Source organism: Variovorax ureilyticus, from assembly GCF_037889935.1.
Lineage (GTDB): Bacteria > Pseudomonadota > Gammaproteobacteria > Burkholderiales > Burkholderiaceae_C > Variovorax > Variovorax ureilyticus.
On sequence record NZ_JBBKZU010000001.1, the window covers coordinates 173,026 to 193,628 of the forward strand.

The window sequence follows — 20,603 nt, forward strand, 5'->3', positions numbered from 1 at the left end:
CCGCGGAACCGGCTTTGCCGGGCCGCCGGTATTGCCCCCGGCAGGGGGTTGGCGAAGCGACACGCAGTGCGCGCAGCCTGGGGGCGAGCTTCATCACCTTCGCGACTGCGCCGAGCGGAATTCCGTATTTCAATAGCGGTTTCGCACACCACCCAAGAGACGAAAGGACACGCGCAAATGATTCAGGATTTCAAGGGCACAACGGCCGTTCTCACCGGTGCCGGTTCCGGCTTCGGCCTCGAATGCGCACGCATCGGCGCGGCCCGCGGCATGAACCTCGTGCTGATCGACGTGCAGCAGGACGCGCTCGACAAGGCGAAGGCAGAGATGGAAGCCGCCGGCGTGCAGGTCATGGCGCGCAAGGTGGACGTGGCCGACGCGAAGCAGATGGAAGACCTCGCCAAGGCCGTGCAGGAGCGCTTCGGTGCGCCACATTTCGTCTTCAACAACGCGGGCGTCGGCGCGGGCGGGCTGGTGTGGGAAAACACCGTGGCCGACTGGGAATGGGTGCTGGGCGTCGACCTCTGGGGCGTGATCCACGGCGTGCGCCTCTTCACACCGATGATGCTCGAAGCCGCCGCCAAGGACCCGTCGTACCGCGGCCACATCGTCAACACATCGAGCATGGCGGGCCTGCTGACGCCGCCCAACATGGGCATCTACAACACCGCGAAGGCCGGCGTGGTGAGCCTGACCGAGACGCTCTATCAGGACCTGAAGCTCGTCACCGATCAGATCGGCGCGAGCCTGCTGTGCCCGTACTTCGTGCCCACGGGCATCAGCCAGAGCCAGCGCAACCGGCCGGGCGAACTCGCTGCCGGAAAGCCGACGAAGAGCCAGCTCATCGGTCAGGCCATGAGCGACAAGGCGGTGAGCAGCGGCAAGGTCACGGCCGCGGAAGTCGCGCAGAAGGTGTTCGATGCCATCAGCGCGAACCAGTTCTACGTGTTCAGCCACCCGAAGGCGCTCGGCAACGTGAAGAGCCGGATGGAGCACATCGTCGCCATCGAGAACCCGGCCGATCCTTTCCTGGAGCGCCCGGAGATCGGTGTGAACCTGCGCGCGCAGCTTCGCGCCGAGTAACGGCGGCTCATCCATGGTGCGGGCCAATGCCCGCACCGGTGCGCGGGACTTGGGTGCGGCAGGGGAGGCTGCTTAAACTGAACTCACGGTTCGGTGTCGTTGCCAATCACATCCAGGAGATGCTTGTATGGCCTATGTCGATGGATACGTCCTTCCCGTCCCCAAGAACAGCATCGAGAAGTACAAGGAACTCGCGCAGCGCGCCGCCGCCATCTGGCGCGAGCACGGTGCGCTCGAGTACCGCGAGTGCATCGCCGACGACGTGAAGTCCGGAGAGGTCACGTCCTTTCCTCAAAGCGTCCTGCTCAAGGACGGCGAGACGGTTGTCTTCTCATACATCGTCTTCGAATCGCGCGACCATCGCGACGAGGTCAACGCAAAGGTGATGAGCGACCCGCGCCTGGCCGACATGATGGACACCAAGAACCTGCCCTTCGATGCCAAGCGCATGTTCTGGGGCGGGTTCGAGGTGCTGGTCGAGGCTTGACCGGCTGAGCCGCTGCGGGTTGGTCCCGAGAACTGATGCCCCAAGCGCCGAAGAGCGGGCCGTGCCACTGCAGGTGCCTGTGCCGAAGCCGAGTGCCGGCACCTTGAAGCCGGAGTTGCCGAGATAGCGTTGCTCCACGAGGTTCTCGGTTGATCGCAGGAAGGGCTTGGGCGTGTGTCAGGCGCCGACGCTCGCGCAGTCGGGCAACGCGACGCGCCGGTCGAGCGCGCGGCTCCAGAGTGCGATGCCCAGGCCGCCGAGAGTGAACAGCGCGGCGGTCCAGCCCAGTGCCGCGAGGCCCGGGCCGTGGTCGATCACCATGCCGCCGGCCCATGCGCCGAGCGCGTTGCCAAGGTTGAAGGCCGCGATGTTCAGGCTCGATGCGAGGTTCTGGCCGGCGCCCGCGGCTTTTTCCAGCACGCGCATCTGCATCGGCGCGACCGTCGCGAAGGAGGCGATGCCGAGCAGCAGCACGAAGAGCACGGCGGTGGCCGGCGTGTGGATCAGCCACTGCATCGCGCCGAGCGCCACGGCCAGCGCGAGCAGGGTGCCGATGAGCGCGGGCATCAGTGCGCGGTCCGCGAGCCGGCCGCCCAGCAGGTTGCCGATCGCCAGCCCGCCGCCGAAGACCAGCAGGATCGGCGAGACCGACGATTCCGCCACGCCGGTGACCTGCGTCAGCAGCGGCTGGATGAAGGTGAAGACCAGGAACACGCCGGCGAAGCCGAGGATGGTGACCGCGAGGCCGAGCAGTACCTGCGGCCGGCCGAGCACCGCGATCTCCTCGCGCAGCGGCGCCTGCTGGCCGTCGGCCTGGCCGCGCGGCACGAAGACTGCGAGCACCGTGAAGGCGATGACGCCGATCAGCGCCACGGCCCAGAAGGTCGCGCGCCAGCCGAAGTGCAACCCGAGCCATGCGCCGGCCGGCACGCCGAGCAGGGTGGCGGCCGTCAGGCCGGTGAACATGATCGAGATCGCCGATGCGCGGCGCTCCGGCGGCACGAGGCCGGTCGCGACGACCGAGCCGACGCCGAAGAAGGTGCCGTGCGCCAGCGAGGTGACGACGCGCGCGGCCATCAGCATCTCGTAGTTGGCGGCCAGCGCACAGGCGATGTTGCCGATGGTGAAGATCGCCATCAGCGCGAGCAGCACGGTCTTGCGCGGCATGCGGCGCGTGGCGATGGTCAAGAGCGGCGCCCCGACCGCCACGCCGACGGCGTAGCCCGAGATGAGCAGGCCGGCGGTGGCGATGGAGACATGAAGATCCGACGAGACCTGCATCAGCAGGCCCATGATGACGAATTCGGTGGTGCCTATTCCGAAGGCACCGGCGGTGAGGGCGAGTAGGGCGATGGGCATGATGTCCCGTACTGTGCGGGCGCCGCCGCTTCGTGACTAGAATGCGCGTCGGATATAGAGCTGTGATCTGAAGTCACAAATCGCCAATCGCCATGCCCCGTATCGAAGTCAATCGCTCCGGAGAAATGGAAGCTTTCGTCCAGGTGGTCGATCGCGGCAGTTTCTCGGCCGGCGCCCGCGTGTTGGGGATGACGCCCTCGGCGGTCAGCAAGCTGATCCTGCGGCTGGAAGGGCGGCTGGGCACGCAACTGGTGCACCGGTCGACCCGCAAGCTGCAACTCACGCCCGAGGGGCGCAACTTCTACGAGCGCAGCGTGCGCGTGCTGGCCGACATGGACGAGGCCGAGCGCTGCGCCGCCGCCGGTGCGCTGCCGCGCGGGCGGGTCAGCATCAACGCGAGCGTGTCCTTCGGGCACCATGTGCTGGCGCCGCTGATCCCGCGCTTCACCCGGCAGCATCCCGACGTGACGCTCGATCTTTCGCTCACCGACCGGGTGGTCGATCTGATGGAGGAGCGCGCCGACGTCGCGATCCGCTGGGGCGAACTGCCGCCGTCCGACCTGGTCGCGCGCCGGCTGGGCACGACGCGGCAGGTGATCGTCGCCTCGCCTGCCTACCTGTCGCGCTACGGCACCCCGCGCACGCCGGAGGAGCTCGAAGCGCACAACAGGCTCGGCTACACGCGTCACCGAAGGTCGGCCGAATGGGCGCTGCGCGTGGACGGCCGCACGATCGAGATGCCCGCCGCCGGCAATGTGCGCGCGGCCGATGGCGAGACGCTGCGCGTGCTGGTGGTGGAAGGACTCGGGCTCGCGAGACTGTCGCGCTACCACGTCCAGGGCGACATCGACGCGGGCCGCCTCGTGCCGGTCATGGAGGAATTCAACCCGGGAGACGTCGCCCCGATCCACGCCGTTTATCTCGGCAAGGCCGGGAGGCTTCCGGCGCGGGTACGGGCGGTGCTTGATTTTCTCGTCGCCAACGTCACCGACAATGGGCGGCCCAAGCCATGAAAGAAATCCCCGACGCCATCGTCTGCGAAGGCTGCGACGCGATCTACCGCCGCGTCGCGCTGCGCCCGCGCGAGGTGTCGCACTGTCCGCGCTGCGGCACCGAGCTCGACCGGCACGCCGGCGACCAGAGCGCGCGCATCCTGCCGCTCACGGTGGCCTGCCTGATCCTCTTCGCGATCGCCAACCTGTTCCCTATCGTCGAGATGGAGCTGCAAGGGTTGTCGAGCGAGACCACGCTCGCCGGGGCGGTGGTCGCGCTCACCTCCGAAGGCATGTCGCCGGTCGCGTTGCTGGTGCTGGCGACGACGATCCTCTTTCCGCTGCTGCAACTGTGCATCCTGGCCTACCTCCTGGTGCCGATGGCCTACGAGCGCCGTCCGGCGGGCTTCGGCGTGCTGGTGAAGCTGCTGCAATCGCTTCGGCCCTGGGGCATGGTCGAGGTGTTTTTGCTCGGCGTGCTGGTGGCGATCATCAAGCTGAGCAGCATGGCGCAGGTCATCGCCGGGCCGGCGCTCTGGGCCTTCGCGGGGCTCACGGTGTTGTTGACGGCCGTCATTTCGTTCAACCCGCGCGCCTTCTGGGAAATGGCCTTCGAGCCGCGGCCGGGACAAGAGCCATGAGCGATCCGCTGGCCCCTGTCGTCGAAACCGCGGTGCGGTGCGGCCTCAAGAGCTGCCACCATTGCGGCTCCGTGTGGGAAGGCGCTGCAGAGGGCGAGCCCTGCGCGCGATGCGCCACGAAGCTGCACAGCCGCAAGCCCGACACCTTCAACCGCACCTGGGCCTACCTGATCGCGGCGGCCATCCTCTACCTGCCGGCGAACATGCTGCCGGTGATGATCACCAAGAGCCTGTTCGGCACGCAGCAGGACACCATCCTGAGCGGCGTCATCTACTTCTGGGTCTCGGGCGCGTACGGGCTCGCTGCGCTGATCTTCGTCGCGAGCTTCCTGGTCCCGCTCTTCAAGCTGACGGCGCTGACGCTGCTCACCTACCTGTCACAACGCGGCAGCGACTGGCGGCAGCTGGAGCGCGCCAAGCTCTACCGGATCCTCGAAGTGATCGGCCGCTGGTCGATGCTCGATGTCTTCGTGGTGGCGCTGCTTGCCGGACTGGTGCGCATCCATGGGTTTGCCGAGATCACCGCAGGATTCGGCATCGCCGCCTTCGGTGCGGTGGTGGTGCTGACCATGCTCGCATCGCTGAGCTTCGACCCGCGTTCCACCTGGGACGTGCGGGACGCACCCGCGCCGGAAGCCAGCGCCGAGGACGAAATGAAGAGAAGTGGAGAAACCGCATGACCACACCCCCGCTGGCCGCACCGGCGGTCGCGAAACGGCGCAACTGGCTGCCGTCGCTGATCTGGCTGATCCCCATCGTGGCGGCACTGGTCGGCGTGACGCTGGTCGTCAAGCTGCTGATGGAGCGCGGCCCCGAGATCGTGCTGACCTTCCGCACCGCCGAAGGGCTGGAGGCCGGCAAGACCGCCGTCAAGTACAAGGACGTGCAGATCGGCACGGTGCAGAACATCCGCCTGGCGCACGACCGGTCGCACGTGCGCGTGCTGGTGCAGCTCAAGAAGGAAGCCTCGGGCTTCACCGCCAAGGACACGCATTTCTGGGTGGTCCGGCCGCGGCTCGACACGTCGGGGATCTCCGGCCTCGGCACCTTGCTTTCTGGCGCGTACATCGGCGCGGATGCGGGCACCTCCGAGGACAGCTCGGGCGAATTCACCGGCCTCGAGACACCGCCCATCGTGACGCGCGACGCATCCGGGCGGCAGTTCCTGCTGCGCGCGCGCGACGTGGGTTCGCTCGACATCGGCTCGCCGGTGTATTTCCGCCGCATCAAGGTCGGCCAGATCGCCGCCTTCGAGTTGGATGGCGACGGGCGTGGCGTCACGCTGCGCGTGTTCATCAATGCGCCTTACGACAAGTTCGTCGGCGTCAACACGCGCTTCTGGCATGCGAGCGGCTTCGACGTCGAACTCGGCGCGGGCGGCCTCAAGGTGCGCACGCAGTCGCTGGCGACCGTGCTGCTCGGAGGCATCGCCTTCCAGTCGCCCGACGACGTGAGCGGACCCGTGGCGCAGGAGAACACGGCCTTCACGCTCTCAAACGACGAAACCTCCGCGATGAAGGAGCCCGACGGACCGTCGCAAACCATGCTGCTCTACTTCAACCAGTCGCTGCGCGGGCTGTCGCCGGGCGCGCCGGTGGACTTCCGCGGCGTGGTGATCGGCGAGGTCAAGTCCATCGGGGTGGAGTTCGATCGCGACGAGCGCGAGTTCAAGATGCCGGTCGTGATCCAGATCTATCCGGACCGTCTACGGCGCCGCGCGACCACCCAGCCCGACCCGCGCTTCACGCAACTCGACCGGTGGCAGTTTCTCGTCGGCAAGGGCCTGCGCGCCCAGCTGCGAACCGGCAACCTGCTGACCGGGCAGGTCTACGTGGCGATCGATTTCTTCCCCGATGCGCCGCCGGCCAAGCTCGACACCACGCGCAATCCGCTGGAACTGCCGACCGCGCCCAACAGCCTGGACGAGCTTCAGTCGCAGATCACGGAAATCGCGCGCAAGCTCAACAAGGTGCCGTTCGACGAGATCAGCGGCGACCTGCGCAAGTCCATCGCTTCGTTGAACCGGACGCTCGTCTCCAGCGAGCAACTGATCAAGGGCCTGAACGACAACGTCTCGCCGGAGATGGCCGCCGCAGTGAAAGACGTGCGCCGCACGCTGAGCACGGCCGAGAAAACCATTGCCGACGACTCGCCGCTGCAGCAGGACCTGCGCCAGACGCTCCAGGAGGTCACGCGCGCCGCCGGCTCGCTGCGCGTGCTGACCGACTACCTCGAGCGGCATCCCGAATCCCTGCTGCGCGGCAAACCGGAGGACAAGCAGAAATGAAGAACAACCCCTTCCGCCTCGCCGCTGCGGCGCTTGCCACCGCCTGTCTGATGGCCGCCTGCGGCAGTGCCGGCGGGCCGCAGTACTACAGCCTCGCCGAAGCGAGCCCGCCATCGCCTGCCGCAGCGAAGACCGGTGCTGCGCCGGCCTACATCGAACTCGCGCCGATCGCGATGCCCGAACGCTTCGCGCGGCCGCAGTTCGTGGTGCGCAAGAAGGACACGCCGGACAGCCCGGCAGTGGACATCCTCGAACAGCATCGCTGGTCCTCGTCGTTCGAGGACGAACTGCGCGATGCGCTCGGCAGCGGCATCGCAAGCCGGCTGGGCGCGGTCGACGTGACCAAGACCGGGCGCCAGCGCGGCCAGCCCGCGACACGCATCGCGGTGCAACTGGGCCAATTCGATGCGGTCGAAGGAAAGCGGGTCGATGCCAGCTTCACCTGGACCGTGCGCCGCACCGACGAGAGCCCGGCCACCGGCTGCCAGTTGTCGATTTCCGAGCCGGTGGGCCCGGGCTTCGATGCGCTGGCGCAAGGCGCGCAGCGCGTCACCGCCAGGCTGGCCGATGCGATCGCCGGCAGTGTGTCGGCGGTGAAGGCGAACCAGATTCCGACCTGCGCGGCCTGAGCTGCGGGCCACCGCCATGAACCCGACCGGCTTCGCGCTGTTCACGACCGCTATCGGCGCTTGCGGCATCGCGTGGGGGCCGCGCGGGCTGGTCGGCGTGCAGTTGCCCGAAGCAGGGGACAGTGCCACGCGGGCGCGCATGGCGCGGCGCTTTCCGGCGCTGAACGAGTGCGAGCCGCCGCCCGAGGTGCAGCGCGCCATGGCCTCGATCCGGGCGCTGCTCCAGGGTGAGCCGCTGGACCTCGCCGAGATCGAGCTGGACCTCGATGGTGTGAGCGAGTTTCACCAGCGCGTCTACGCGATCGCGCGGCGAATCCCGCCCGGCCGCACGCGGACCTACGGAGACATCGCGGAGGAACTCGGGGATAAGGGCTTGGCGCGAGCCGTCGGTCAGGCGCTCGGACTCAACCCGTTTGCACCCGTGGTGCCGTGCCACCGCGTGCTTGCTGCAGGCGGCAAGTGGGGCGGCTTCTCGGCTCACGGCGGTGCGGCGTCGAAGCTGCGCATGCTGGCGATCGAGGGCGCGCGGCCGGAAAGCGGTACCGCACCGCTTTTCTGACGCAGAAACCAGGAACTCCGCCGAACCGGCTTCGCCGGGCCGCCGGGGCCGCCCCCTGCCAGGAAATGCCCGAACCACAAGAAGTGGGCGAGGCTGGGGGCTAGCACATCTCTGTGCTTCGTGCATCGCACTGATCATCCGGACCTTGGCGACAATCTGCCGGGTGACTTCTTCGCGCTTCTTCAGGATCGCGCTGGTGCTGGGCCTCTTGTCGGCCATCGGACCGTTCGCGATCGACATGTACCTCCCCGCCTTGCCCGAGATCGGCAGCAGCCTCGACGCCGCCATCGGGCCGGTGCAGATGAGCCTCACGGTGTTCTTCCTCGCGCTCGGCGTGGGACAACTGCTGTACGGGCCGGTGTCGGACATGGTAGGGCGCAAGCCGCCGCTGTATTTCGGGCTGGGTCTCTTCGCGCTCGCGAGCATCGGCTGTGCGCTGGCGACCGACATCCAGATACTCATCGCGCTGCGCTTCGTCCAGGGCCTCGGCGCCGCCGCCGGCATGGCGATCCCGCGCGCGGTGGTGCGCGACCTGCATACCGGCAACGACGCGGCGCGGCTGATGTCGCTGTTGATGCTGGTCTTCAGCGTGTCGCCGATCCTCGCGCCGCTGGCCGGCAGCGCAGTCATCGCGCTCACCGGATGGCGCGGCGTGTTCTGGGCGGTCTCGATCGCGGCGGTGATCGGGCTGGCGACCATCGCGTGGGTGCTCAAGGAAACCCGGCCCGCCGCGGAGCGTGTGGAAAGCAGCCTGGGCAGCGCGCTGCGCGCCTACGGCGTCCTGCTGCGCGACACGCATTACCTCGGGCTCGTCTTCATCGGCGCGTTCGCGATGGCGGGCTTCTTCACCTATCTCGCGAACTCCTCCTTCGTGATGATCGACCACTACGGCCTGTCGCCCACGATGTACAGCGTGGCCTTCGGCGTCAATGCCGCGGCCTTCTTCGGCGCGGCCCAGCTCAACGGCATGCTGTGCGAACGCTTCGGCATCGTGCGCGTGGTCAAGACCAGCGTCAGCGCCTGCGGCCTCGTGATGACGGCGATGTTCCTCTACTACCTGGGCGGCGGCGACGCGCTCGCGGTGCTGATCGCGCTGTACTTCATCGCGAGCGCGCTGATGGGCTTCGTGATCCCGACCACCTCGGTGCTCGCGCTCGAACAGCACGGCGCGATCGCCGGCACCGCCTCGGCGCTGCTCGGCACGCTGCAGATGCTCACCGGTGCGGTGGTCATGACGGTCGTGGGCTTCTTCACCGACGGGCGGCCGCTGCCGATGGTCGCGGGCATGGCGGGCGGCGCGTTGATCGCGGTGGTGCTCGCCTGGATCACGCTCGGAGGCCGCCGGGCAACCCGCTACGCGGCCGGGTGAATCGATGTCGGCGACAGCAGCACGTACACCCGCTGTCGGCGCCCGCGACGGCCTGCCGATACCGCAACGCTGGCATGCGATGGTGGTCATCATCCTCGGCATCGCGGTAGCGGTGCTCGACGGCACGATCGTCAACCTCGCGCTGCCCGGCATCGCGCGAGAACTGAAGTCCGACGCTTCCCATGCGATCTGGGTAGTCAACGCCTATCAGATCGCGACGCTGGTGATGTTGCTGCCGCTCGCCTCGCTCGGCGACCTGATCGGCTACCGGCGTGTGTACCTGGTGGGCATGGCGCTCTTCGCGGCGGCGTCGGTGCTGGCGACCTTCTCGAATTCGCTCGGCATGTTGATCGGCGCGCGGGCGCTGCAGGGACTGGGCGCGGCGGGGATCATGAGCGTCAACTCGGCGCTTGTGCGGCTCGTCTACCCTCGCTCGCAGCTTGGGCGCGGCATGGCGATCAACTCGATGGTCGTGGCGACTGCATCGGTCGCGGGGCCATCGGTCGCGGCGGCGATCCTGTCGGTCGCTTCGTGGCCCTGGCTCTTCGCGCTCAACGTACCGTTGGGCATCCTCGTGTTGGTGCTTGGCATGAAGGCGTTGCCGGTCAGCGAAGCCGCCCCGGCATCGGGGCGTCGCTTCTCGGGTATCGACGTGCTGCTCAACGTGCTCATGTTCTCGCTGATCTTCATTGGCGCAGACCGGCTTGGCGTGCGCGGCGACTCGGGGCAGGGCGTTGGCGCCGGGGCGTGGGCGATCCTGTTGGCGGGCGTGGCGGTCGGGTTCGTCTACATCCGGCGGCAGCTCTCGCTCGCGGTGCCGCTCTTTCCGGTCGACCTGTTGCGCATTCCGGTGTTCACGCTGTCGATGGGCACCTCGGTCGGCGCGTTCTGCGCGCAGATGCTGTCGTTCATCGCGCTGCCGTTCCTGCTGCTGGAGACGTATGGCCGTTCGCATTTCGAAGCCGGCCTGCTAATCACCGCATGGCCGCTCGCCATCGTCTTCATGGCGCCGATCGCAGGGCGACTGATCGGCAAGTATCCCGATGGCCTGCTCGGCGGAATCGGCCTGGCGACGCTCGCCACGGGACTGGCGCTGCTGGCCGCCTTGCCCGCGCATCCGGGCAACGCAGACATCGCTTGGCGCATGGTGCTGTGCGGCCTCGGCTTCGGGCTGTTCCAGTCGCCCAACAACCACACGATCGTGACCTCGCCGCCGGCCCATCGCAGCGGTGCGGCGAGCGGCATGCTGGGCACGGCGCGGCTCACGGGCCAGACGCTGGGCGCGGTGATCCTGGCCGGCGTCTTCAGCTTCTGGCCGCCGCATGACGGCAAGGGCCAGGTGATCGCGCTGACCATCGCCGCCTGCTGCGCGGCGGTCGCGGCGGTGTTCAGCACATTGCGCACGCGCCAGCCCACCCCCCGCCACGCCTGAAGCTATTGGGCCGGAATGGCGTTGCCGATGCGCTCGGCCATGTAGGGAAAGAACGGATTCGACGATAGCCGCGACAGCGAATCGAGGCTGATGATCAGCGCGCCCCGTTCGCCGCGCATCGCCAGCGAGCCGAGGTTGACGCCGAATTCGTCGGTGTTGTCGGGCCGCATGCCATACAGCGAATCGTTCATCGGAAAGGGCAGCGCGAGGTGCGAGAGCGAGAACACCTCCAGCGGAAACTCCAGGTCCAGCGTGCGCGTCTGCTCGGTGGTCGCGCCGGCCTCGGTGACGCGCTCCACCACCTGACGGCTGTCGGGCCCGGTGTTGGTGATGATGGTCGAGCGGAAGTTTCTCGGCGCGGCCGGCAGGATGCGGTCCAGCCGCAGGTCGCTGCCCGAGCGCAGCAGGGGGCCGAACTTGACGCTGCGGTTCAGGTCGAAGAGCACCAGTTCGCTGCCGTTGGCCGGCAAGCGTGAATAGAGGCCGGTCACGATCGCGCGGGTGCTCACCGTGAAGTCGATCAGCGACTGGAAGGTGAGGATCGGCGGCAGCTTCGCGAGATTGCCCGCGCTTTCCTCGCGCGCGATGTGGGCGCGAAGGTCGCGCGTGAGCAGCGACGACTGCCGCGCACCGTTGACCGGGAACGAGTTGTACTTGAAGGGGTTGAACTCCGGCACGATGCCCAGCCACGCCGCCTTCGCGAACGCCGGGAAGATCGCCGGCCAGCCGAACACGCCCGCGAAGCGCGAGAGTTCCGTGATGCCGATCATCGGCGCGATCAGGATGACGCGGTCGGGTCGTGCGAGGGCCTGGTCATCGAGCCCGTCGAGCGCGAACTTCATCGCGAGCGCACCGCCGTTGGAGAAGCCCACCACATGCAGCGGCATCGGCGCCGGCGCGCGCCGCCGCGCTTCGCGCACCGCGAGGCGCGTGGCCTCCGACCAGTCTTCCCAATCGACCTTCGTGAGCCCCGAGGGCACCGTGCCGTGGCCCGGCATGCGGATCGCCACCGCGACGAAGCCGCGATCGCGGTACAGGCGCGCGATGTGGCGCAGGCTGTAGGGCGAATCGGTCAGCCCGTGCAACAGCACGACCGCGCCGCGCGGCGCGCCTTCGGGCTCGAGGATGTACGACCGGTTCCAGTCCTGCGCGAAGCGGGACGGATAGATCACGCTGTCCTTGTAGTAGCGGTTGCTGGGCACCTGCGCTTCGGGCGGCAGCTTCTCGGTGACCTGGGTGCGCACTTCGTCGAAGGCGCTGTTCTCGGCGGTGATGTAGGCGGCCCAGTCGGCCTTGCGAAGCGCGTCGCGAGAGAGTTCGTGGGGAACGAAGGTGTGCCACAGCTCGAGCGGCGGCCCGCGGTGGATGTCGTAGGTGCGCAGGGCGATTGCCGTGAGGATCACGATGACCAGCACCAGCGCAGTCCACTTCAGGAACTTTAACAACCGGGAAACCATTGCAGCCCTCTCGTCCTTGCGCGGCATCGTGCCGCTGCCGGCGGGCAATCTAGCACGCAGGGTGCGTTGGCATGCACGCATTCGATCGCCTTGCACGGCGCGTGCCGCTTGCCTTCATACTGGCGAGCCTTCGATGGCAAGTGGAAGGCAACCCATGAGCCCGCGCCCGGCCGCTCCGAAGGGGGCTCGCACCGCAGTGCAACGCACGGAGGTTACCCAATGACCCAGATCGGCAAGCCGCCGGGCGACGACGCGCTGATCCGCCACGGCTGCGAGACGGCAGACTGCGCGCCGGCCGCAAGGCCCTGGGTGCTGGCCGCGGCGATCATCGGCTCCAGCATGGCCTTCATCGACGGCACGGTGGTGAACGTCGCGCTGCCAGCGATCCAGGCGGACCTGCACGCGACGGCCTTCCAGGCGCAATGGGTGGTCGAGTCGTACGCGCTGTTCCTTGCGGCGCTGCTGCTGGTCGGCGGCGCGCTGGGGGATCGCTTCGGGCGACGCAGGATCTTCGCGATCGGCGTGACGCTGTTCGCGATCGCCTCGGTCGCATGCGCGCTGTCGCGCGATGTGCAGCAGCTCATCCTCGCGCGCGCCGCGCAAGGCGTAGGGGGCGCCATGCTCGTTCCGGGCAGCCTGGCGCTGATCAGCGCATCGTTCCCGGAGAAAGAGCGCGGCCGCGCGATCGGCACATGGTCGGGCTTCAGCGGCATCACCGCCGCGATCGGGCCGGTGCTCGGCGGCTTCCTCGTCGACCGCTATTCGTGGATCTGGGCCTTTCTGGTCAATGTGCCCATGGCCATCGCGGTGCTGCTGATCGTGTGGCGGCATGTGCCGGAAAGCCGGGGCGGCGAGTCGGCGGCCGGGCTCGACGTGCCGGGCGCTGCGCTCGCGACGCTTGCGCTGGGCGGCGTGGTCTATGCCTTCATCGAAGCGCCGACGCAGGGCTGGAACGCGCCCACGGTGCTCGCCGCGCTCGTCGCGGGCGTCGTCGCCGCTATCGCGTTCGTGGTGGTCGAACTGCGCGTGCGCTCGCCGATGCTGCCGCTGTCATTGATGCGCATCGGGAATTTCGGCGGGGCGAATCTGCTGACCCTGCTGCTCTATGCGGCGCTGGGTGGCGGGCTCTATTTCTTCCCGCTCAACCTGATCCAGGTGCAAGGCTATTCGGCGACAGCGGCCGGTGCGGCGCTGCTGCCATTCATCCTCATCATGTTCGCGCTGTCGGGATGGGCGGGGCAGCTCGTCGATCGCTTCGGACCGCGCGGCCCTCTCGTCATCGGGCCGAGCATCGCAGCGGTGGGGTTCGCGCTCTTCTCGGTGCCGGGCGTGGGCGTCAACTACTGGACCGCGTTCTTGCCCGCGGTGGTGGTGCTGGGCTTCGGCATGACCGTGACCGTCGCGCCGCTCACGACGACCGTGATGAACGCCGTCGGACCGGACCTGGCGGGTGTCGCATCGGGCGTGAACAACGCGGTGTCCCGCGCGGCCGCGGTGCTCGCGATCGCGCTGTTCGGGGTGGTGATGGCGTGGGCGTTCGATTCGCAGCTGGCGGCGGGGCTGCGCGATGCGGGTGCATCCGCGCAGGCCACGGCGTTTCTCGAATCGCAGCGAAGCCAGCTTGCGGGCGCGGCGCTCCCGCCCGGCGTGGACGAGGCGAGCGGCAAGGCGCTACGGCATGCGGTGAACGCGGCGTTCGTGTCGGGATTCCGGTGGGTGATGGGCATCTGTGCGGCGCTGGCGCTGCTGAGTGCGTTGAGCGCGTGGTTCTTCATCGGCCGCCGGCCGGCTACACTCCCGGCCCCTTTTTCTGATCGGAGACCCGAGAGCCCATGAAGAGGAATGAGAAAAAGAGTCCCTCGTGGATGCCCGCCGCCCTGGACTACATCCCCCGGTGGCTCGACTTCCAGATCGAACGCCACCGTCAGCCGGGCTGCGCAGTGGCCCTCGCCCAGGGCGACCAGGTGATGGCCGAGTTCGGCGTCGGTGTCGCGGACATGCGCACCGGCAAGCCGATGACGCCGCGGCATCGCTTCCGCATCGCTTCGCATTCCAAGACCTTCACCGCCAGCGGCGTGATGCTGCTGCGCGAACAGGGCAAGCTGGGGCTCGACGATCCCATTGGCCACTACGTCGGCGGCCTGCACAAGGATCTCGCCAAGGCGCGCATCGGCGAATTGCTGTCGCACGGGGCGGGCGTGGTGCGCGATGGTGCGGACGCCGGCCAGTTCCTCGATCGTCGGCCCTATCTGTCGCGCGCCGAACTGCTGGACGAACTCAGGAAGAAGCAGCCGCTGGAGCCCGGACTTCAGCTGAAGTATTCGAACCACGGCTACGGCCTGCTCGGCATCCTGATCGAGGAGGTCAGCGGAACGGCGTACACGGACTGGATCGCGCGCAACGTGATCGAAGCCGCCGGTCTGAAAGAGACAGTGCCCGACATGCCGCAACTGCCGAAGTCCGCGCCCATGGCTTCGGGCCACACCACCGAGTTCCCGTTCGGTCAGCGACTGATCGTGCCGGGCGACAACGCCTGCAACGCGATCGCGCCGGCGGGCGGGTTCGTCTCCACTGCTTCGGATGTGGCCCGCTTCTTCGCGCAGCTCGCGCCCGAGAGCAGGAAGAGCATCCTCTCGCCGGCCAGCCGGCGCGAGATGATGCATCGCCGCTGGCGCGACGAGTGCAACACTCTGGAGTTCCACTACGGCTTCGGCACGATGATGAACGAGCGCGGGCCGAAGGAATGGTTCGGCCACACCGGCAGCCTGCAGGGCTTCATCTCGCGCACGGCACGCTTTCCGGCGACGGGCTTCACCATCACCGTTCTCACCAACGCGATCGACGGCCTGGCGTTTGCATGGGTCGACGGCATCGCGAGCATCCTTTCCGCCTTTGGTATGCATGGCGCACCGGCGAAGGCATTGCAGGACTGGAACGGCCGCTGGTGGTCGATGTGGGGCACCACCGATCTGGTCGCGATGGGCAAGGTGGTCTGCCAGATCGCGCCGGCGATGCTCACGCCGTTCGACAGTGCCACGACCGAGTTCACGATCACCGGCAAGGACGAGGGGACGATCCGCAAGACCTCCGCATTCAACAGCCCGGGGCAGACGGTGCGCCGCGTGCGTGACGGCAAGGGCAGGGCGACCGAACTGTGGGTCGGCGGCACCAAGCTGCTGCCGAAGGAGGCGATGGTGGCGGAGGTCACAGGGCGCTACCGCAAGGCCGGCAAGACGCGCTGAAAGGGCCTTTGCACTGCGCTGCGCCGCATACTCCCTTCGCGTTAGCGCGCATGGCTGATACCCAAGGCGGGCACCCCCCTCCAAACTGCGCCATCTCAGCCGTCCGCTCGCGCGGGCGCGGGCGCTGACGCAGGAGGGAAAGCATGACCCAGAGTAGCTGGCGCGCGGCAAGTCTCCTGCCGCTTCTCGCTTGCGCCGTGCTTGCGGCGTGTTCCAAGGGCCCGAAGCCCGGCGAGGTTCTCGACGAGGCCCGGCTGGCCGGGCGCGACGCCAAGTCGTTTCCGCAGGCTGAAGAGGATTACTTCCACGACATGGACAACGGCATCGCGCTCTCGCCCGACGAGATCCGCGGCCGCAACATGTGGCTGGTCTGGAGCGGCGGCAACGACCGCTTCTGGAACCTGATGACCGAATACACCTTCGGCGCCTTCGACCTGTTGAAGATCATCAGCTCGCATCCGAGCCAGGGCTATTCGCGCGCCAATCGGTGGAAGTACTTCGGGCTGGTGAACGAGCCCTGCTTCGAGAACGCCACCGGTCCCGACAAGAACCGCCGCGGCCTGTGGCTCGACGTGCGCAGCAAGGACTGCGCACCCGACCCCTTCGAGAACGAGAGCAAGTATCCGGGCGTCAAGATCGGCTCGCGCGGCCAGCCGCTGGGCGATGGCACCACGCAGCCGGTGGGTTCGTACTACGGCTATGCGACCGGCATCGCGGGCCTCAGGCTCTTTCCCAATCCCGCCTTCGACGAGAAGGCCGCCAAGGAATGGGATGCCGAGAAGTACTACACCGACCCGAGCTACTACAACCGCAAGGACCTCGTGCGGCCGTACCGCGTCGGGATGTCTTGCGGCTTCTGCCACCTCGGGCCGAGCCCGGTGAAGCCGCCCGCGGATCCGAACAGCCCGAAGTTCGAGAACCTGAGTTCGTCGGTGGGTGCGCAGTACATGTGGGTGGACCGGCTCTTCATCCACAACTCGAACAAGCCGGAGGGCCGCACCAACTACATGTACCAGCTCGCGCACACCTACCGGCCGGGCACGATGGACACCTCGCTGGTCTCCACCGACATGATCAACAACCCGCGCACCATGAACGCGGTGTACGAGTTCGGCGCGCGCATGGGCCTGGCCAAGCGGCTCGGCGCCGAGAAGCTCGCGGGCGGCGAGCTGGACAACAAGCAGTTCAACGACTTCCTCTCCGACGGGCCGCTGACCGGGTTCTTCTCGAAGGGCGACAGCATCGTGCGCACGCCGCGCGTGCTGAAGGATGGCGCGGATTCTGTCGGGCTCCTGGGGGCGCTCAATCGCGTGTACCTGAACATCGGCCTCTTCAGCGAGGAGTGGCTGCTGCACTTCAATCCCGTGGCCGGCGGCAAGACGATCACGCCGATCCTCATCGCATCGGCACAGAAGAACTCGAGCTACTGGCAGGCCACCGAGATCGGCAACTTCGACACGGCGAAGTTCTTCCTGAAGGCTGCGAAGCCCGACCACCTCAAGGACGCCCCCGGCGGCGACAAATACGGGGCCGATGCCGCCACGCTGGATCGCGGCAAGGTCGCGTTCGCGGACACCTGCGCGCGCTGCCATTCGAGCAAGGCGCCGCCGCTGCCCGAATCGCTCGGCCTGACGCCTGCGCGCTGCGCCGGACCGGGCTACGTCGAATGCTTCAAGCGCTACTGGAACTGGACGCAGACCGACGAGTACAAGGCGCAGATGCGCAAGGTCGTCCAGGCGCCGGACTTCCTGGACGGCAACTACCTCTCCACCGACCAGCGCATCCCCGTGACGCTGCTGCGCACCAATGCGTGCAGCCCGCTTGCGACCAACGCGCTGCGCGGCAACATCTGGGACAACTTCTCGTCGCAGACCTACAAGAACCTGCCTTCGGTGGGCACCATCACCATCGTCGATCCCTTCACCGGCGAGCCGAAGCCTTACCTGATGCCCGCGGGCGGGCGCGGCTTCACGCGCGTGCCTTCGCTGATCAGCGCGTGGTCGACCGCGCCGTTCCTCCTGAACAACACGGTCGGCGAGGCGGACCCCGACAACAACCCTTCGGTCGAAGCACGCATGAAGGTCTTCGATGCCTCGATCGAACAGATGCTGTGGCCCGAGAAGCGCAAGACCGATCCCGAACTCGGCGCGAAGGCCGGCGGCATGATCGACCGCACGACCGAGCGCAGCACCGTGACCGTTCCCGCGGGCTTCGTGCCCGAAGCGGCACAGCCGCTGCAAGGCATGCTGCACCGCTGGCTGCCGTGGCTGGTCAAGGACGAAGGCGACGTCGTGCTCGGGCCGATTCCCAAGGGCGTGCCGGTGAACCTGCTGGCCAATCTCAAGCTGCGCGCCGAGGCCGATGGCGTCGACGAGAAGATCAGCCATGTGAAGGACGTGGGGGAACTTCTCGTCAAGCTCAAGCGCACGCTCGCCACGGTGCCCGCAGGCGCGAGCGACGAGGAACTGCGCAAGCATTTCTCCACAGTGCGTGGCCCGATGCTGGAGTTGAGCAAGTGCCCCGATTTCGTGGTGAATCGCGGCCACTATTTCGGCACCGCGCAATTCAACCAGCAGGAGGGCCTGAGCGCCGACGAGAAATCGTTCGGCCGCGAGCCGGTGCTGAGCGATGACGACAAGCGCGCATTGATCGCCTTTCTCAAGACCTTCTGACCGCGACGCCGGCCGCGCCTCATGCACGGATCCGACCCGACCGAGTGGGACTACGTGGTCATCGGATCGGGCGCGGGCGGCGGCACGCTGGCGGCGCGGCTCGCCGAGGCGGGCATGCGCGTCTTCCTGATCGAGGCCGGGGGCGATCCGCGCGCGGGCGACAGCCGCCTGCCGGACGACTACGACGTGCCGGCCTTCCATGCCTTCGCCTGCGAGAACCCGGCGATGAGCTGGAACTTCCATGTGCGCCACTACGCCGACGAGGCGCAGCAGGCCCGGGACTGGAAGTACGCGCCGGGGCAGGGCGTGTTCTATCCGCGTGCGGCGGGCCTCGGCGGCTGCACCGCGCACAACGCGATGATCTTCATGCTGCCGCATGCCTCGGACTGGGACCACATCGCGCAGCTCACCGGCGATCTCTCCTGGCGTGCGAGCCACATGCGGCGCTATGCGCAGCGGGTGGAGGACTGCCGCCATCGCCCGGTGTGGCGGGCGCTGCGGCATCTCGGGCTCGATCCGACCGGGCATGGCTGGCACGGCTGGCTGCGCACCGAGAAGGCCATCCCGCTCACCGTGCTCGGCGACGACGGCCTGGTGCGCGTGCTGCGCGACACCGCGCGGACCTTCACGAGCAGCCTGCCCACGCCCTTGCTCAGCACGCTGCGCTGGCTGCGCGGCGGCATGGGTGATCCCAATGCACGGCGCGCTGCAGGCAAGGACTTCGAGGGCATCTGCTACACCCCCCTTTCCACCCGGGACCACCGGCGTACTGGCGTGCGCGAGCGGCTCGTCGATGTCGCAGGTCGGCATCCCGATCGCCTGCACATCGAACTGGGTGCGCTCGCCACGCGGCTGCTGTTCGATTCCGATGGCGGCGTCAGCGGCGTCGAGTACCGCAAGGGCGAAAGGCTCTATCGCGCCCATGCCCATCCGCGTTCATCGAACGGTGACCTGCATGAGGTCCGGGCGCAGCGCGAAGTCGTCCTGTGCGGCGGCGCGTTTAACACGCCGCAATTGCTCATGCTCTCCGGCATCGGTCCCGCGGATCACCTGAGGGCACTCGGCATCCCGGTGCGCGTGGATCTTCCGGGCGTCGGGCGCAATCTGCAGGACCGCTACGAGGTGGCGGTCACCCACCGCATGCGCGCGCCGTGGGAAGTGCTCGATGGTGCGCGCTTCGATCGCGACGACACGCTGTGGCGCCACTGGAACAACGGCGAGTCGGGCATGTATGCGTCGAACGGTGCGGCGCTCGGCGTGGTGCAGCGTTCGCAGTCCGCGCAGCGGGGCGGGCAGGCACCGGACCTGTTCTGCATGGCGCTGCTGGCGCGCTTCGAGGGCTATTTCAGCGGCTTCTCGAAGTGGATCGGCGACTACCAGGACCGACTCACATGGGCGGTGCTCAAGGCCCATACGCGCAATCGCGCCGGCACCGTGCGCCTGCGCTCGGCGGACCCGTGCGACACGCCCGAGATCGACTTCCACTACTTCGACGAACACAGCGATGGGACGAGCGAAGACCTTCGGGCGGTGGTCGAGGCGATCCGCTTCGTGCGCCGCATGACCGCACCGCTGATCGAGAGCGGCTGGATCGCCGAAGAGATCGCACCCGGCCCCGATGCGCAGAGCGACGAGGCGCTGGCCGCGTACGTGCGCGACACCGCATGGGGCCATCACGCCTCATGCTCGTGCCCCATCGGCGCGGAGGAAGAGGGCGGCGTGCTCGACAGCACCTTCAGGGTGCACGGCGTGAAGCGCCTGCGCGTGGTCGATGCCTCGGTGTTCCCGCGCATCCCGGGCTTCTTCGTGGTCGCGGCGGTCTACATGATCGCGGAGAAGGCGGCCGACGTGCTGCTGCAGGAGGCGGGGCGCACACCTCTTTCGGCAAATTGACGCCCCCCGTCGGTCGGCAGACACTTTGTGAACACAGGGGCTTCCCCCCGAGGAGAAGGCGTATGGCATATGACGTGCAGCAGTTGCTGGACATGTCGCAGCAGCAGCTCGACGACCTGTTCCGCGCAAGCCCGGCCGGCGACATCCCCAACGGCGAAGCCGAGGGCACCGCGATCATCGCGCCCGGCACGCGCTACACGGAATCGATCGCGAAGATCATCAACTTCTTCGGGTGGCAGGGCAAAGTCTTCGATGCCGAGAAGGGCGTCCTGAAGAACAAGGTCACGCCCTTCGGCGTCGAAGCGATCGTCGCCAAGGTCGGCAAGGGCGAGAGCTGGCTCGACGGCAAGGAGTGCATCGTGCTCGACTACTCCGCCACCTCGCTGGTCGCGCACTGGATCCGCGACGAGATCCGCCTCATTTCGCCCGACTTCTACCTGGGCAAGGTGTATTGGGGCAAGGAACGGCTGATCGACTTCTGCCTCAAGTTCTGATGATGCG

Annotated in this window: 17 protein-coding genes; 15 read left to right on the top strand and 2 right to left on the bottom strand. The window is 67.8% G+C overall.

Annotation, left to right across the window (positions count from 1 at the left end; all coding sequences use genetic code 11):
- Nucleotides 1-177 precede the first annotated feature (177 nt).
- Entirely contained in the window at nt 178-1,083 is a 906-nt protein-coding gene (locus tag WKW77_RS00850) for an SDR family oxidoreductase (protein ID WP_340354935.1), read from the top strand.
- 127 nt (nt 1,084-1,210) lie between these two features.
- Nucleotides 1,211-1,570, top strand: coding sequence for a DUF1428 domain-containing protein (locus WKW77_RS00855; RefSeq protein ID WP_340354936.1), 360 nt, complete (start codon nt 1,211-1,213; stop codon nt 1,568-1,570).
- Between the two features lie 177 nt (nt 1,571-1,747).
- On the opposite strand, the gene WKW77_RS00860 is transcribed toward WKW77_RS00855, so the two are convergent.
- A complete protein-coding gene (locus WKW77_RS00860) occupies nt 1,748-2,929 on the bottom strand; it encodes an MFS transporter (protein ID WP_340354937.1) in 1,182 nt (393 codons plus the stop codon).
- 92 nt (nt 2,930-3,021) lie between these two features.
- Between WKW77_RS00860 and WKW77_RS00865 the strand changes: the two genes are divergently transcribed.
- The 8 genes from WKW77_RS00865 (at nt 3,022) to WKW77_RS00900 (ending at nt 10,838) form a co-directional block, all read left to right on the top strand.
- The gene (locus WKW77_RS00865; RefSeq protein ID WP_340354938.1) at nt 3,022-3,942 is read left to right on the top strand and encodes a LysR family transcriptional regulator; all 921 of its coding nucleotides are present in this window, start codon (nt 3,022-3,024) and stop codon (nt 3,940-3,942) included.
- Nucleotides 3,939-4,562: a paraquat-inducible protein A gene (locus WKW77_RS00870; protein WP_340354939.1), complete on the top strand. Its 624-nt coding sequence runs from the start codon at nt 3,939-3,941 to the stop codon at nt 4,560-4,562. The genes WKW77_RS00865 and WKW77_RS00870 overlap by 4 nt, the downstream gene beginning before the upstream one ends.
- Nucleotides 4,559-5,242, top strand: coding sequence for a paraquat-inducible protein A (locus WKW77_RS00875; RefSeq protein WP_340354940.1), 684 nt, complete (start codon nt 4,559-4,561; stop codon nt 5,240-5,242). Before WKW77_RS00870 ends, WKW77_RS00875 begins: the two co-directional genes overlap by 4 nt.
- The gene (locus WKW77_RS00880; protein ID WP_340354941.1) at nt 5,239-6,849 is read left to right on the top strand and encodes a PqiB family protein; all 1,611 of its coding nucleotides are present in this window, start codon (nt 5,239-5,241) and stop codon (nt 6,847-6,849) included. The genes WKW77_RS00875 and WKW77_RS00880 overlap by 4 nt, the downstream gene beginning before the upstream one ends.
- A complete protein-coding gene (locus tag WKW77_RS00885; RefSeq protein ID WP_340354942.1) occupies nt 6,846-7,478 on the top strand; it encodes a PqiC family protein in 633 nt (210 codons plus the stop codon). Before WKW77_RS00880 ends, WKW77_RS00885 begins: the two co-directional genes overlap by 4 nt.
- 16 nt (nt 7,479-7,494) lie before the next feature.
- The gene (locus tag WKW77_RS00890) at nt 7,495-8,037 is read left to right on the top strand and encodes a methylated-DNA--[protein]-cysteine S-methyltransferase (protein ID WP_340354943.1); all 543 of its coding nucleotides are present in this window, start codon (nt 7,495-7,497) and stop codon (nt 8,035-8,037) included.
- A 163-nt stretch (nt 8,038-8,200) separates the two neighbouring features.
- A complete protein-coding gene (locus WKW77_RS00895; RefSeq protein WP_340354944.1) occupies nt 8,201-9,406 on the top strand; it encodes a multidrug effflux MFS transporter in 1,206 nt (401 codons plus the stop codon).
- Between the two features lie 4 nt (nt 9,407-9,410).
- Entirely contained in the window at nt 9,411-10,838 is a 1,428-nt protein-coding gene (locus tag WKW77_RS00900; protein ID WP_340354945.1) for an MFS transporter, read from the top strand.
- Between the two features lie 2 nt (nt 10,839-10,840).
- Here WKW77_RS00900 and WKW77_RS00905 read toward each other — a convergent pair whose 3' ends face one another.
- Entirely contained in the window at nt 10,841-12,376 is a 1,536-nt protein-coding gene (locus WKW77_RS00905) for an alpha/beta hydrolase (RefSeq protein WP_340354946.1), read from the bottom strand.
- A 138-nt stretch (nt 12,377-12,514) separates the two neighbouring features.
- On the opposite strand from WKW77_RS00905, the gene WKW77_RS00910 reads away from it, so the two are divergent.
- The 5 genes from WKW77_RS00910 to WKW77_RS00930 all read left to right on the top strand — a co-directional run bounded on the left by WKW77_RS00910 (nt 12,515) and on the right by WKW77_RS00930 (nt 20,596).
- The gene (locus WKW77_RS00910) at nt 12,515-14,131 is read left to right on the top strand and encodes an MFS transporter (protein WP_340354947.1); all 1,617 of its coding nucleotides are present in this window, start codon (nt 12,515-12,517) and stop codon (nt 14,129-14,131) included.
- 29 nt (nt 14,132-14,160) lie between these two features.
- Nucleotides 14,161-15,537: a serine hydrolase domain-containing protein gene (locus WKW77_RS00915; RefSeq protein ID WP_340354948.1), complete on the top strand. Its 1,377-nt coding sequence runs from the start codon at nt 14,161-14,163 to the stop codon at nt 15,535-15,537.
- 143 nt (nt 15,538-15,680) lie between these two features.
- The gene (locus WKW77_RS00920; protein WP_340354949.1) at nt 15,681-18,209 is read left to right on the top strand and encodes a hypothetical protein; all 2,529 of its coding nucleotides are present in this window, start codon (nt 15,681-15,683) and stop codon (nt 18,207-18,209) included.
- A 21-nt stretch (nt 18,210-18,230) separates the two neighbouring features.
- Nucleotides 18,231-20,102 (top strand): GMC family oxidoreductase, encoded by a 1,872-nt coding sequence (locus WKW77_RS00925; RefSeq protein ID WP_340354950.1) that lies wholly within the window; start codon nt 18,231-18,233, stop codon nt 20,100-20,102.
- A 62-nt stretch (nt 20,103-20,164) separates the two neighbouring features.
- Complete coding sequence (locus WKW77_RS00930) at nt 20,165-20,596, top strand: hypothetical protein (protein ID WP_340354951.1); 432 nt, start codon at nt 20,165-20,167, stop codon at nt 20,594-20,596.
- The last annotated feature ends 7 nt before the right edge of the window (nt 20,597-20,603 follow it).